At 72.2% G+C, this 12,748-nt stretch carries 13 protein-coding genes; 7 read left to right on the forward strand and 6 right to left on the reverse strand.

What is annotated here, in order from left to right; genetic code table 11:
- Positions 1-416: 416 nt before the first annotated feature.
- Positions 417-1,826: a DUF3152 domain-containing protein gene (locus tag ACGF2V_RS30770; RefSeq protein ID WP_362709013.1), complete on the reverse strand. Its 1,410-nt coding sequence runs from the start codon at positions 1,824-1,826 to the stop codon at positions 417-419.
- Between the two features lie 8 nt (positions 1,827-1,834).
- Entirely contained in the window at positions 1,835-2,797 is a 963-nt protein-coding gene (locus ACGF2V_RS30775) for an alpha/beta hydrolase (RefSeq protein ID WP_362627397.1), read from the reverse strand.
- 290 nt (positions 2,798-3,087) lie between these two features.
- On the opposite strand from ACGF2V_RS30775, the gene ACGF2V_RS30780 reads away from it, so the two are divergent.
- The 4 genes from ACGF2V_RS30780 (at position 3,088) to ACGF2V_RS30795 (ending at position 5,105) form a co-directional block, all read left to right on the forward strand.
- Positions 3,088-3,303 carry a hypothetical protein gene (locus ACGF2V_RS30780; RefSeq protein WP_362627400.1) on the forward strand — a complete coding sequence of 72 codons (216 nt, stop codon included), beginning with the start codon at positions 3,088-3,090 and terminating at the stop codon, positions 3,301-3,303.
- Between the two features lie 168 nt (positions 3,304-3,471).
- Positions 3,472-4,113, forward strand: a complete 642-nt coding sequence (locus tag ACGF2V_RS30785; RefSeq protein ID WP_362627402.1) for a TetR/AcrR family transcriptional regulator — start codon at positions 3,472-3,474, stop codon at positions 4,111-4,113.
- Positions 4,114-4,280: 167 nt separating this feature from the next.
- A complete protein-coding gene (locus ACGF2V_RS30790; protein WP_362627405.1) occupies positions 4,281-4,508 on the forward strand; it encodes a DUF3107 domain-containing protein in 228 nt (75 codons plus the stop codon).
- A gap of 324 nt (positions 4,509-4,832) precedes the next feature.
- On the forward strand, positions 4,833-5,105 hold the full coding sequence (locus ACGF2V_RS30795) for a hypothetical protein (protein WP_362627408.1): 273 nt from the start codon (positions 4,833-4,835) through the stop codon (positions 5,103-5,105).
- Positions 5,106-5,196: 91 nt separating this feature from the next.
- Here ACGF2V_RS30795 and ACGF2V_RS30800 read toward each other — a convergent pair whose 3' ends face one another.
- Positions 5,197-5,931, reverse strand: a complete 735-nt coding sequence (locus ACGF2V_RS30800; protein WP_362627411.1) for a ferritin-like fold-containing protein — start codon at positions 5,929-5,931, stop codon at positions 5,197-5,199.
- 482 nt (positions 5,932-6,413) lie between these two features.
- On the opposite strand from ACGF2V_RS30800, the gene ACGF2V_RS30805 reads away from it, so the two are divergent.
- Positions 6,414-8,246: a DEAD/DEAH box helicase gene (locus ACGF2V_RS30805; RefSeq protein ID WP_362709016.1), complete on the forward strand. Its 1,833-nt coding sequence runs from the start codon at positions 6,414-6,416 to the stop codon at positions 8,244-8,246.
- A gap of 158 nt (positions 8,247-8,404) precedes the next feature.
- Positions 8,405-9,271 (forward strand): alpha/beta hydrolase, encoded by an 867-nt coding sequence (locus tag ACGF2V_RS30810; RefSeq protein ID WP_362627417.1) that lies wholly within the window; start codon positions 8,405-8,407, stop codon positions 9,269-9,271.
- 37 nt (positions 9,272-9,308) lie between these two features.
- Here ACGF2V_RS30810 and ACGF2V_RS30815 read toward each other — a convergent pair whose 3' ends face one another.
- Positions 9,309-10,196, reverse strand: coding sequence for an NYN domain-containing protein (locus ACGF2V_RS30815; protein WP_362627420.1), 888 nt, complete (start codon positions 10,194-10,196; stop codon positions 9,309-9,311).
- A gap of 244 nt (positions 10,197-10,440) precedes the next feature.
- On the opposite strand from ACGF2V_RS30815, the gene ACGF2V_RS30820 reads away from it, so the two are divergent.
- Positions 10,441-10,593: a hypothetical protein gene (locus ACGF2V_RS30820; RefSeq protein ID WP_362627423.1), complete on the forward strand. Its 153-nt coding sequence runs from the start codon at positions 10,441-10,443 to the stop codon at positions 10,591-10,593.
- A 75-nt stretch (positions 10,594-10,668) separates the two neighbouring features.
- Here the strand turns inward: ACGF2V_RS30820 and ACGF2V_RS30825 are convergent, their stop codons facing one another.
- Together ACGF2V_RS30825 and ACGF2V_RS30830 are read right to left on the reverse strand one after the other, a co-directional pair.
- On the reverse strand, positions 10,669-11,274 hold the full coding sequence (locus tag ACGF2V_RS30825) for a MarC family protein (protein WP_362627426.1): 606 nt from the start codon (positions 11,272-11,274) through the stop codon (positions 10,669-10,671).
- 213 nt (positions 11,275-11,487) lie between these two features.
- Positions 11,488-12,354 (reverse strand): PHP domain-containing protein, encoded by an 867-nt coding sequence (locus tag ACGF2V_RS30830; RefSeq protein WP_362627429.1) that lies wholly within the window; start codon positions 12,352-12,354, stop codon positions 11,488-11,490.
- Between the last annotated feature and the right edge of the window lie 394 nt (positions 12,355-12,748).

Below are 12,748 nucleotides of genomic sequence, written 5' to 3' on the forward strand. Positions count from 1 at the left end.
CCTCCCCCCTGCAGTGCCGCCGCGCCGACCCGGCCCCCACCCTCACACCCCCCCGCCGCCCCCCCCCCCCCCGGCCCCCCCCCCCGGCCCCCCCCCCCCCCCCCCCCCCCACCGAAAGGGGTGAACCGTCGTAACTTTCCCGACCCAGCAGCGTTCCGTTGCGCTAAGGCACCGAACGCTCACACAACGTCAAGCGATGGCCAGCCCCTCGCGCGCCGCACTGCCACGGGGGCTGCGTGACATGTCGAGGATTATGGATCAGCACCCAGGCGCCGTTGCCGTTCACGACGCCTGAGACGGAAATCTCGCCATGTGGACGACCCGAGGGCATGACGGCGCCCGGTCACCGCACGGCCGCGGGATCCGGGCCGATCGAGGAGAGGGCCCGACGCACCCGCCGACCCCACACCGGCGTCTCAACTCCCGGGATGAACCCAGGGGTTGGGACGGCACTTGATGCCGTCGATGTCCAGGGACTTGGTCTGCTGCTGCATCACCGGAGCGAGTGCTCCCGGCGTGCGGCAACTCACATGGTTGTATCCCAGCCGGTGGCCGACCTCATGGTTGATCAGCATCTGGCGGTACGCGAAGAGTTCGTCCGGCCCGAACGTCGCCGAGCCCTGCGCCCAGCGGTAGGCGTTGATCATCACGCGTTCGGTTGCCGCGGAGTCGCACGAGACGTTGTCCACGGTCGTGTCCAGGTCCGACTTGAGGCACCAATCCCCGGTGGTCCCGGGGCTGGCCAGGGTGATCACGAAGTCGGGGTCGCCGGAGGAGATCCGCTCGAACGTCATCGCGCCGTCGTGCGCCCAGCTACGGTCGTCGTTGAGCGTCTCCTGGACGGCCCGGGCGAAGAGTTCCGGGTCGAGGCCGAGTCCTTGCTCGACATCGACCCGGTAGCGGTACTTGTGCCCCTTCCCCGGGGCCTTCGCCGTACCGGAGACGGTCTCGAACTTCCCCGAGCCCCGCAGTTTCGGGGCGAGCGGGTACGCCTTGGCCATTTTCTGCTCGTACGTCAGCGGCTTGGCGCGGGCCTCCGCCGGGGCCGGCCGGTCGTCCGAGCGGGAGGCGTCACGGGTGCCGTCCCGGTCCACGCCCGACGAGCGGGCGGCATGGTTCGCGCCCGCGTCGTCGTGGGCGACCTGCCCGGCCACGACCACCGCGAGGACGGTGGTCACGGCGGCTGCCGCAATACCGGTGAAGGTGCGGCCCTTGCTCCCCCTGTTTTCCTTGCCCTCCGTGTTCTCCTTGTTCTCCGCGGCCCTGTCGGCGCCGCCGCCGGTGCCCTCGGCACCCCGGGCGGCCGCCGGTGCGCCGTCGCCGCGCGCCCCGCCGTGCCGCTCACCGGCCGACGGTCCCGGGCCGCGCGGGGTATCGAACGCTTCGACGAACTCGCGCCGCGGTCCCGGCATCAGCGGCTGGATGCCCGCGGGCCGGGCACCCAGGGGCACTCCCTGCGCCGGGCCGGCCTTCTCCGCCCGGTCCACCGTCTGCGCCCGACCCATCGGCGGGCGCGGCGCGAGGCGTTCGCCGTCGGCGTGGCGTCCGGGTCCGGGCACCGTCCCGCCGCCGCCCGCTTCCGGGTGTTCGGGGTGACCGCCGCGAACGGGCGCGGGCTCGTGGACCTGCGCGGACTCACGAACGGACGCGGCGTGCCGGAACGAGACGTGCCCCTCCGCACCTCCGGTCGCGCCGGCCGGCCTGCGACGCCGCCCGCTGCCGGGCCCGGGCCTTGCACCCTCCAGCCGCTCGCCCGGCGCCTTCGCCAGGGCGGCGTCGGTGTCGGACCCCGCACGTTCGGGACCCTTTCGGCTGTGTCGTCCCACGCCCCGGATCAGCTCCCGCCGAGTTCGTCGAGCAGCGCCCGGAATGCCTGGGCCACCGCCTCCGGGTACTCCAACATCGCCACGTGCCCGGCGTCGGGCAGCGTCAGCAGGCGCGCATCGCGGAAGGCCGCGGACGCCCTGCGTGCCATCCGGTACGAGACGAGCTGGTCCCGTCCGCCGTACACGAGCTGGGTCGGAGCGAGTACCCGCTCGGCCTGACGCCAGAGTCCGTGCTGCCCGCCCAGCGTGTACGCATCGACAATGCCACGTGCCGAGCGCGCCATCGCGTCCCAGAAGTACGGCTGTCCCAGACGGTGTTCCATTTCGGCCACCGCGTCACGGAAGCCGGCCTCGGACACGCGCGCCGGGTCGCCGTAGCAGAGCGCCATGACGCCCCTGGTACGGTCCTCCGCACTCCAGTCCCTCGTCATCCGGGCGAACAGCGTCGCGATGCCCGGCACGGCGAGCAGCCCCGTGGGGACGGCCGTGCGCTGCACCCGGATCTCGGGGAGCGCGGGCGAGACGAGGGTGAGCGTGCGCACCAGGTCGGGGCGGACCGCGGCGACCCGGGTGGCCACGGCGCCGCCGAGCGAATTGCCGAACAGATGCACCGGCCCGCGCTCCATGACGTCGAGCAGACGGATCACGGCGCGGGCGTGCCCGGTGACCGAGTAGTTGCCGTCGTCCGGCGGCGGCGAGTCGCCGAAACCGGGCAGGTCGAGCGCCTCGCCCGCCACCACGTCCTGGAGCAGCGGCATCAGTGCCGACCAGTTCCGCGAGGAACCACCGAGCCCGTGCACGAAGAGCGCGGGCGGCAGCCCGGCCCGCTCCGGCGGCCGGGATCGGACGGTGAGCGTGAGTCCGGGCAACGCGACGGAGCGCAGCTCCTCCCCTTCGGCGGCCCCGACGGCGCTCACGGTGGGGGCCGCCGCGGCGGCGGCGCTCGGGCCCGGGAGCTCGGTCGAAGACATGCGGCAATGTTACGAGACGATCACACCCTGGTTCATGTGTTCGCGGTCACAGGTCACCTGGAGCCCTCTCCGGGCCGCTCCGGCGCCCCGCCCCCGGATCCCGGCGGACCGCGCCGGGACGGCGGACGCGGCGCCTCCGCGTCCGGTACGACACACCCCAGGCCGGGAAAACGCCCCATACTGGTCACATCCGGGCGTTCCGACAGCGTGGCGAGGCGGCCCGGCCGCGTCGCGCGCCCACCGGCGTGGACGGGACGACCCTGCGACTTCGAGCGAGGAAGGGACTGGCCATGACGGTCGACCCCAGCGACCCCGAGACCTTCGAGGATGTCCAGCCCGACGAACCCGACCAGGAGACGCCTCGCGTGGACGCGGCCGAACAGCACACCGACCTCCAGCAGCAGGGCGACGAACCGCTCACGGAGATCGACCGGGAGCGCGCCAACGAGGCGGACGCGGTGGAACAGGCTCGCGTGGTGGCACAGGATGAGGACGATTACCGCTAGTACGCCCCGTTTTGCCCGGCTGATCGGGGAATCCCCGGCTACCGCAGTCGACCGGTACATGAAATTCTGCGTTCGCGCCGCGCGTGCCCGGGTTACCCGAAAGTACGATGGCTGTACGGCGCAACGTGCACGGAAATGCCGTGTCCGATCACGATTTTGGGAGGCGGCGTGACAGCCATCGAGCAGACCGAGGCGGCGCGTCCACGAGGCACCCGGCTGCCTCGCCGCGCCCGACGCAACCAGCTGCTTGGCGCCGCCCAGGAAGTGTTCGTGGCGCAGGGGTACCACTCCGCCGCGATGGACGACATCGCGGAGCGTGCCGGGGTCAGCAAGCCGGTGCTCTATCAGCACTTCCCGGGCAAGCTGGAGCTCTACCTGGCGCTGCTCGACCAGCACTGCGAGTCGCTGCTCCAGGCGGTCCGTGCGGCGCTGGCGTCGACGACCGACAACAAGCAGCGCGTGGCCGCGACGATGGACGCGTACTTCGCGTACGTCGAGGACGAGGGCGGTGCCTTCCGGCTGGTGTTCGAGTCGGACCTGACCAACGAGCCCGCGGTGCGTGAGCGCGTGGAGCGGGTCTCGCTGCAGTGCGCGGAGGCGATCTCCGACGTCATCGCGGGGGACACGGGCCTGTCCAAGGACGAGTCCATGCTGCTCGCGGTCGGTCTGGGCGGGGTCTCCCAGGTGGTCGCCCGCTACTGGCTCTCCAGTCAGTCGTCCATTCCGCGCGACACGGCGGTGCAGCTGCTGACGTCGCTGGCCTGGCGCGGCATCGCGGGCTTCCCGCTGCACGGCATCGATCAGCACTGACAGCGCCGGCGGCGTGCCCGGGGCCCCGGGCACGTGTGCGCCGCGCGTGGGGCGCGTGTTCGCTGCGGGCGTGGCCCACCGGCCCTGAAGGCTCCCCTCACCGGGCTAATCTGTGCTGGTACGGCGCGGCTCACCGCGCAGGAACCGACCGTCGGAGGGACATAGCCGTGGAGGTCAAGATCGGGGTGCAGCACGCGCCCCGGGAGATCGTTCTGGAGAGCGGGCTTTCCGCCGAAGAGGTCGAGAGCGCGGTCGCCGAGGCTCTCACCGGCAAGACGCGGCTGCTCAGCCTCACGGACGAGAAGGGCCGGAAGGTCCTGGTGCCGGCCGACCGGATCGCGTACGTGGAGATCGGCGAGCCCACGGCGCGCCGCGTCGGATTCGGGGCACTGTAGGCGACGCGGCCGGCACAACGGTCGTGGGGGGGGGGGGGGGGGGGGGGGCCCCCCCCCCCCCCCGCGCCCCGCGGGGGGGGGGGCGGGGCGGCCCCCCCCCCCCCCCCCCCCCCCCCCCCCCCCCCCCCCCCCCCCCCCCCCCCGGCGCGCGCCCCCCCCCCCCCCCCCCCCCCCCCCCCCCCCGCTTCCCGTTCCGCTTCCGGTCCGTTCCGCCGCCCGGACCGGGGCCGACGAGGCACGGGGCCGACGAGGGTTGCGTTCCGCGTTCGTCGGGTAGTACGGCAGGTGACCGCACCAGCCCCGCAACTCGCGAGGTGATCAACTGTGATCCTGGAACCTCTCGGCGCCGTCGTGCTCGGACTCGCCCTCGCCTGGGTGGCGCTCCGCTTCCTGCCGGACCGGCTCCCGCCCCGTCGCACGGTCCTCACCACGGGCGCGCTCGGGTCTCTGTTCGGCGTGTTCCTCATGCACTCGGTGCTGGGTCCGGGTCATCTCGCGGCCGTACTGATCGGTGCGGTCTCGGTCGGGGCGGTGACGCTCTCGTTGCTGGTCCGTCCCCGGAGCCGAAACCGTCTGAGCCGGTCGGCGGCGACCTGAGCGGGCCCGCCCGGCCCGACGCCGTCCCACGCACCTGTGCCTGTGCCGCCCGGTCGGGGCGGCACAGGCACAGGTCCGTCGGGTGCGGGAGCTACGCGGCGAGTCCCAGCGCGGCCATCCGCTTGGTGTGCGCCTCGGTGATCCGCGAGAACATCCGCCCGACCTCCGCGAGGTCGAAGCCGTCCGCCACACCGCCCACGAGCATCGTCGACAGCGCGTCGCGATCGGCCACGACCCGCTGCGCCTGCGACAGTGCCTCGCCCATCAGCCGACGCGCCCACAGCGCGAGCCGGCCACCGACACGCGGGTCGGCCTCGATCGCGGCGCGTACCTTCTCGACCGCGAAGTCGGCCTGACCCGTGTCGTCGAGGACTGCCAGGACGAGGGAACGGGTGTCCGAGTCGAGACGCGCGGCGACCTCGCGATAGAAGTCGCTGGCGATCGAGTCGCCGACGTATGCCTTGACCAGGCCCTCCAGCCAGTCCGACGGCGCGGTCTGGTGGTGGAATTCGTCGAGCGCCTTGGCGAACGGCTCCATCGCGCCCGCGGGATCCACCTCGATCGCAGTCAGCCGTTCCGTCAGCCGCTCGAAGTGGTGGAATTCCGCGGAGGCCATCTTCGCCAGCTCCGCCTTGTCGGCGAGCGTCGGCGCGAGTTTGGCGTCCTCGGCCAGCCGCTCGAAGGCCGCCAGCTCCCCGTACGCCAGCGCTCCGAGCAGATCCACGACCGCCGCGCGGTACTGCGGCTCCGCGGACGCGGCGGCCCAGTCCTGGGCGGCGATTCCGGTGGGGGCGGGGGCTTCATTGGCGTTGTCAGGCGTCTCCATGAAGCGCAGAATAGCCCGCCCGGCGGGGGGCGGAAGGCCCTGGTCAGCCAGTGGACTCGCACCGTTCCGACGAATTCACCCAACACACATGCGCGAATCCGGGGTACAGTGGTATTGCGCCTACTGAGTATTTTGGATCCGTGTACGGCGCGAAACCAGTGAATTGAATCAGGATGCCCGGTCGGTGGCCCGATCGGCTCCGACCCGACAGCCCTCCGCGCGGGGCGTACGACATGTGCGACCGCAGATGAGGGGCCCCCTCAGCGGCACGAGCGCTCGAGCGACGGCAGTGGTCCCGCGCCACCCGGCCCATCCGCGGCCGGATGACCAACCCGGCACGGTACGACCCCCAGCGTTCGCCTCGGACCGCATCTCACAGAAGAGGCAGCACCCTGACTACGTTTCGAGAACTCGGGATTCTCCCCGAGACGGCCGAGGCCCTTGAGTCCGTCGGCATCGTGTCCCCCTTTCCCATCCAGGAGATGACGCTCCCCGTCGCCCTCTCCGGCTCCGACGTCATCGGCCAGGCCAAGACCGGCACCGGCAAGACCCTCGGGTTCGGGCTGCCGCTGCTGGAGCGCGTCACCGTCCCCGTGGACGTCGAGGCGGGCCGCGCCGCGCCGGAGCAGCTCACCGACACGCCGCAGGCGCTGGTCGTCGTCCCCACCCGCGAGCTCTGCCAGCAGGTCACCAACGACCTGCTGACCGCCGGCAAGGTGCGCAACGTCCGTGTGCTCGCCATCTACGGCGGTCGCGCCTACGAGCCGCAGGTCGAGGCCCTGAAGAAGGGCGTCGATGTGATCGTCGGCACCCCCGGCCGGCTGCTCGACCTGGCCGGCCAGCGCAAGCTCGATCTCTCGCACGTCCGCGCGCTGGTGCTCGACGAGGCCGACGAGATGCTCGACCTGGGCTTCCTGCCCGATGTCGAGAAGATCATCACCATGCTTCCGGCGAAGCGCCAGACGATGCTGTTCTCGGCGACCATGCCGGGCGCGGTCATCGGCCTGGCGCGGCGCTACATGTCGCAGCCCACGCACATCCGGGCCACCTCGCCCGACGGCGAGGGCGCGACCGTCGCGAACATCTCGCAGCACGTCTACCGGGCCCACTCGCTGGACAAGCCGGAGATGGTCGCCCGCATCCTGCAGGCCGACGGCCGCGGACTCGCGATGATCTTCTGCCGCACGAAGCGCACCGCCGCCGACATCGCCGAGCAGCTGGAGCGGCGAGGTTTCGCCTCCGGCGCCGTCCACGGCGACCTGGGCCAGGGGGCGCGCGAGCAGGCGCTGCGCGCGTTCCGCAACGGCAAGGTCGACGTGCTCGTCTGCACCGACGTGGCCGCCCGCGGTATCGATGTCGAGGGTGTGACCCACGTCATCAACTACCAGTCGCCCGAGGACGAGAAGACGTACCTGCACCGCATCGGCCGGACCGGCCGTGCCGGTGCCAAGGGCATCGCGATCACGCTGGTCGACTGGGACGACATCCCGCGCTGGCAGCTGATCAACAAGGCGCTGGACCTGGAGTTCAACGACCCGGTCGAGACGTACTCCACCTCGCCGCACCTCTACGAGGAGCTCGACATCCCGGCCGGCACCAAGGGTGTCCTGCCGCGTTCCGAGCGGACCCGCGCAGGGCTGGGCGCCGAGGAGATCGAGGACCTCGGCGAGACGGGTGGCCGCGGCCGCCGGTCCTCCGCCGCGCCCGACGCACGCGCGGAGCGTGCGCCGCGCACGCCGCGTCAGCGCCGTCGTACCCGGGGCGGCGCTGTCGTCGCTCCCCCGCACGAGACCGCGACAGCCCTGCCCGCCCCGGCCGGTGGGACCGAGGCGGCCGACGCCCCGGCGCAGCCGCGTACGCCGCGCCGGCGTCGCCGCACCCGCGCGGGTGCTGCGGACGCGGCGGCCGAGGCCGCGGTGAACACGGTCCAGGTCCCGGCCGCCGAGGCCCCGGCCGAAGCCGAGGCCGAGCCCGCCGCCGAGCCGCGCCGCCGCCGTACCCGTGCCGCCGTGGCGCGGCCGGTGGCGGAGGAGGTGGACTTCCAGACCGCCTCCGTCGCCGAGCCTGCGCCCGCGAGGACGGTGACCAAGCCGCGTCGCCGCACCCGCGTCGTCAAGCCGGTCGAGGACGGGGTCGACTTCCAGATCGCGCCGATCTCCGAGCCCGTCCCGGAGACCAGGCCCCGCCGTCGTACCCGCGCGGCCTCGAAGCCGAAGGCCGAGGTCGTGGCCGCGGTGGAGGCCCCGGCCGCCGAGGGCGAGGCGAAGCCGCGCAGGCGGCGGACGGCCCGTGCCGCCACCGGCACCGAGGGCTGAGCCCACGACACGTCATGCGTCCGGTCCGGGCTCGGTCCCGGACCGGACGCGTCTGCGTGTTCCCGGCCTGCCGGGAACACGCCGGGGACGCCCGTGACCGTACGGTCTTCGTACCGGCAGTCCTGCCCGTTCGGTGCACCAGGACATAACCTCGTCCCATGAGTCGGCCGCACACGTTCACCCCGCCGCCCCGCGCCCGCGCCCATCGGCTCCTTACCGCGCGCGGCGAGTTCGCCGTGCTGGACGCGACGCCGCAAGGCGCGACGCGCGGCACCGCCCTCCTGCTGCCCGGTTACATGGGCAGTAAGGAGGACTTCATCGCGCTCCTCGAACCGCTCGGTGCCGCGGGGTACCGGATCGTCGCCGTGGACGGCCGGGGGCAGTACGAGACCGGCGGCACGGACCGCGAGGAGACCTACGCGCAGGACGAGCTGGCCCGTGACGTGCTCGCGCAGGCGTCCGCCCTCGGGTCCGGTGACGGGGGCGGGGTGCATCTGGTCGGGCACTCCCTCGGCGGTCAGATCGCTCGTGCCGCGGTCCTGCTCGACGCCTCGCCGTTCCGTTCACTGACGCTGATGTCGTCCGGCCCCGCCCAGGTGGCCGAGGCCCAGCAGGTCAGGGTGAAGCTGCTCTCCGACGCGCTGGCGACCATGACCATGGCCGAGGTGTGGGAGGCGGTGCGCGCCTTCGATCCGCCCGAGGAGGTGGCACCGAACGGCGAGGCCCTGCGCCGACGCTGGCTGCTCCACCGGCCCGCCCAGTTGATCGCCACCGGCCGTCAGCTGGCGACCGAACCGGACCGGGTGGCCGAACTCGCCGCCACGGCTCTGCCCGTCCACGTACTTTCCGGCGAGCGCGACGACACCTGGCCGGTGTCCCTGCTCGACGACATGGCCCGGCGGCTGGGCGCGCACCGCACCCGGATCGACGGCGCCGAGCACTCGCCGAACACGGACCGCCCGGAGCAGACGGCGAGCGCGCTCGTCTCCTTCTGGGACGGCCTTCGCGCGGCGGCGCGCTTCTGAGCCCTGCCCTGGGCATGGCCCGTGAGCGGCCGTCGGCTCAGTACTGCGCCTGCACGTGCTGCCAGAAGCCGTCACGCAGCGACCGCCGCAGATGGGCGTGGCCGCGCAGCGAGTGCTGGAGCAGCCGTTCGGCCTCGACGAGCAGGTCCTGGTCGACGGAGCCCGGCAGGTACGGGTGGCCGGGCAGCAGATCGGCGAGGGATTCGCGGCCCCGCGCGGCCAGCCAGGCCGCGGCGATCTGCGCGCCGACGAAGCGGACGTCCTCGCGGGAGGGCGTGGGGCTGTCGTCCTCGTAGGTGGTGACGGGGCGTCTGGTGACGTACGGGCGGCAGAAGTCCAGGTCGAAGGTGCGCTGGCTGTCGACCTCCCAGAGCAGCGGTTCGGCCTGGTTGCGCCCCTCCCCCGCCTCGATGCCCCACAGGTGCACCCGGGCCCCGTAGCCCTGTGCCGCCTCGACCGCGGAGACCAGGTCCTCGTCGCCGCCGACCAGTGCCGCGTCGCTGATGGCACGGTGGCGGGCGAGCGACTCGAGGTCGCTGCGGATCAGTGAGTCGACGCCCTTCTGCTGGTTGTTGGCGTTGAGGTTGCCGAGTCTGACCTTGACGTCGGGGAGTTCGGCGATGGACTGCTGCTCGGTGGTGTGGATGCGGCGCCTGGCCCCGTCGTACCAGTAGACGCGCAGCAGCCGGCTGTCCGCGAAGATCGTGCGGGCCTTGTCGATGAATGCCTCGATCAGCCCTTCCGCGTCGAGGTCGAAGGACCTGCGGTCCTCGGTGCCGGTGACGAGCAGGCCGGCCGCGGCGTACACGTAGCCCGCGTCGACGAAGATCGCGTGGGTCGACGGGGTCTTCGACACCTCGGCGAGCACGCGCTGGAGCAGCTCGTTCGTCCGGTCCAGACGGTCGCGGATCTCTGCGTCGTTCATGCCGGCCTCGTGGTGCGCGCGCTCGTGCACAGGGCCGTGTGCCGCGCGACCGGTGCGTGCCCGATGACCTGCTGGTACTTAGACATCCAAAAATTTTCCTTAGCGTAGGGAATGTTTGTAGTGGGCAAGCCGTTGTCCATGTATCGGAGCGCGGACACCGCCGTCGGGCGCTCCCATCCTTGCGGACGGGGCACCCGTCCTCCCAGCAGTTCTCCAGCAGGAGGATCAGACGAAGGGAAGCCACATGCGCTTCGAGATCATGCGCCTCGACGACATCGACGGTACCGCCGTGGACAGCACCGTCGTGGACGCCGCCTCCGTCAACCGGATCGTGCAGCAGGCCGCGGCGACGGGCCAGCGCATCTACATCCGCCCGGCCGATTCCTCGGCCTCGTGACGCGCGACGGCGCGGACAGACGTAGCGCCCCCGTACGGTCGGTCCGTGCGGGGGCGCCGTGGTGTCCGCGGCTCGTCACGCGTTCTGGATGACCTGGGTGACACCGTTGATGATCTGCTGCACCGCGATGGCGGAGAGCATCATTCCGGCGAGCCGGGTCACCAGGACCACACCACCGTCCTTGATGACGCGGATGATCAGCAGCGAGTAGCGCATGGTCAGCCAGAGCACGATGTGCATGGCGATGATCGCCGACCAGACCGAGATCTGGCCGCCCACACCGTCGGCGTGCTGCACCGCCAGGATCACCGACACGATCGCACCGGGTCCGGCGAGCAGCGGCATGCCCAGCGGTACGAGCGCGACGTTGACGTCCTTGGTCTGCGTCGGCTCGTCAGTCTTGCCGGTGAGCAGGTCGAGCGCGATGAGCAGCAGGAGCAGGCCGCCCGCGATCATCAGGGCGGGCACGGAGACGTGCAGATAGTCGAGGATCTGCTGGCCGAGCACGCCGAAGACGGCGATGACGCCGAAGGCGACGGTGACCGCCTGGAGCGCCATCTTGCGCTGCGTCTTGGCGGGGCGGCCGGCGGTGAGGGCGAGGAAGATCGGCGTGATGCCGGGGGGATCCATAATCACAAAAAGCGTGAGAAAAAGGGATCCGAAGACAGCGATGTCGAACACGGTGAGCCTTGCACGAAGAGGGTGGGGAACCGGCCTGGAGGAACGCATGCCGGAAGCCGTGAGGCGGCCCGGTGGCCGGGAAGGACGCGGAAGCGGAACGGGAGGGTCGGACGGGCGGGCGGGAGCGACCGGACGGAACGGACGGGACGCCGGGCCCTGCCGTACGGCGTCGTGCCGGGCGGGCGCGGGGCCCCCGGCCGGGCCGCTGAACCGTCAGGCGCGGCGAGGTCCGCCGGTGCCCGGCACCGGGAAGGCTCCCGTGGCGCGCCGGGTGATCTCGCCGTAGATCTCGGGGTCGGTGGTGTACGTGCCGAGGGCGACGGGCTTGCGGCTGCCGTGGTAGTCGCTGGACCCGGTCGTCAGCAGCTCCAGCTCCCGCGCGAGCACGCGCAGCCTGGCCCTGGTCGGCTCGTCGTGGTCCATGTGGTCGACCTCGATGCCGTCGAGCCCGGCGGCGGCGAGCCGCGCGATCGACGACTCGGGCACCACATCGCCGCGCTTGACGGCGGCCGGGTGGGCGAAGACGGTGACGCCGCCCGCCGCCTTGACCAGGCGGATGGCGTCGAAGGGGTCGAGTTCGTGCTTCTCGGCGTACGCGCGTCCGCCGTTGGCGAGCCACTCGGGCGTGAAGGCGTCGGAGACGGTCTCGACGACGCCGAGTTCGACGAGCGCGGTGGCGATGTGCGGCCGGCCGACCGATCCGTCCCCGGCGATCCTCGCGACCCGCTCCCACTCGATCGGGACGCCGAGTTCCTGGAGCTTGCGCACCATGGTCCTGGCGCGCGGCACGCGGTCGTCCCGCACCAGCTCGCGTTCGCGCGCCAGCTCGGGCTCATCGGGGTCGAAGAGGTACGCGAGCAGGTGCAGGCTCACGCCGTCGATCCGGCAGGAGAGCTCCGCGCCGGTGACGAGGGTGAGCCCCTCGGGGAGGGCGGCGATCGCCTCGGCATGGCCGCGCACGGTGTCGTGGTCGGTGAGCGCGACGACGTCGAGCCCGGCGGCGGCGGCGTTCCGCACCAGTGCGGCGGGGCTGTCCGTACCGTCCGACGCGGTGGAGTGGGTGTGCAGATCGATGCGCACGACGCGTACTCCAATGCTCGGGGCGGACGGTAAGGCGCTCGGGCGCACGGAGAGGGTGCTCAAGATCCTGGCCGGACCGGCGACGGAGATCTGGTGCGCGCGGACGCGGGCGCCGAAACGGCCTCACAGCGGATCGTGTGCCGTGCCGGTGAGGCCGCGGGGGGTGAAGCGAAGCCGTTGGAGGCCGACCAGAACCTTCAGCACCCTCAAGGGGACATTCAAAAGGATAACCGGCATTCGAACAGCACTCGGCCACGCCCGGAAACCCGGCCGGGGCCTGACGCACGCACCCGACGCCGCACGCCCTAGTTGTACTGCCCTGTGAGGTTGGGGACGCGGCTGGCGGGTGGTTTGCCTTTCAGCGCGGTGTGTCCGCGGTGGTGATTGTAGGTGT

Source organism: Streptomyces sp. NPDC047982, from assembly GCF_043204165.1.
In the GTDB taxonomy this organism is placed as follows: Bacteria; Actinomycetota; Actinomycetes; order Streptomycetales; family Streptomycetaceae; genus Streptomyces.

Excerpts from the sequence above, each read along its gene's own strand:
- ACGF2V_RS30775 (WP_362627397.1), bottom strand. The coding sequence starts at position 2,797 with ATGTCTTCGACCGAGCTCCCGGGCCCGAGCGCCGCCGCCGCGGCGGCC.
- ACGF2V_RS30800 (WP_362627411.1), bottom strand. The coding sequence starts at position 5,931 with ATGGAGACGCCTGACAACGCCAATGAAGCCCCCGCCCCCACCGGAATC.
- ACGF2V_RS30820 (WP_362627423.1), top strand. The coding sequence starts at position 10,441 with ATGCGCTTCGAGATCATGCGCCTCGACGACATCGACGGTACCGCCGTG.
- ACGF2V_RS30780 (WP_362627400.1), top strand. The coding sequence starts at position 3,088 with ATGACGGTCGACCCCAGCGACCCCGAGACCTTCGAGGATGTCCAGCCC.
- ACGF2V_RS30815 (WP_362627420.1), bottom strand. The coding sequence starts at position 10,196 with ATGAACGACGCAGAGATCCGCGACCGTCTGGACCGGACGAACGAGCTG.
- ACGF2V_RS30805 (WP_362709016.1), top strand. The coding sequence starts at position 6,414 with ATGACGCTCCCCGTCGCCCTCTCCGGCTCCGACGTCATCGGCCAGGCC.
- ACGF2V_RS30810 (WP_362627417.1), top strand. The coding sequence starts at position 8,405 with ATGAGTCGGCCGCACACGTTCACCCCGCCGCCCCGCGCCCGCGCCCAT.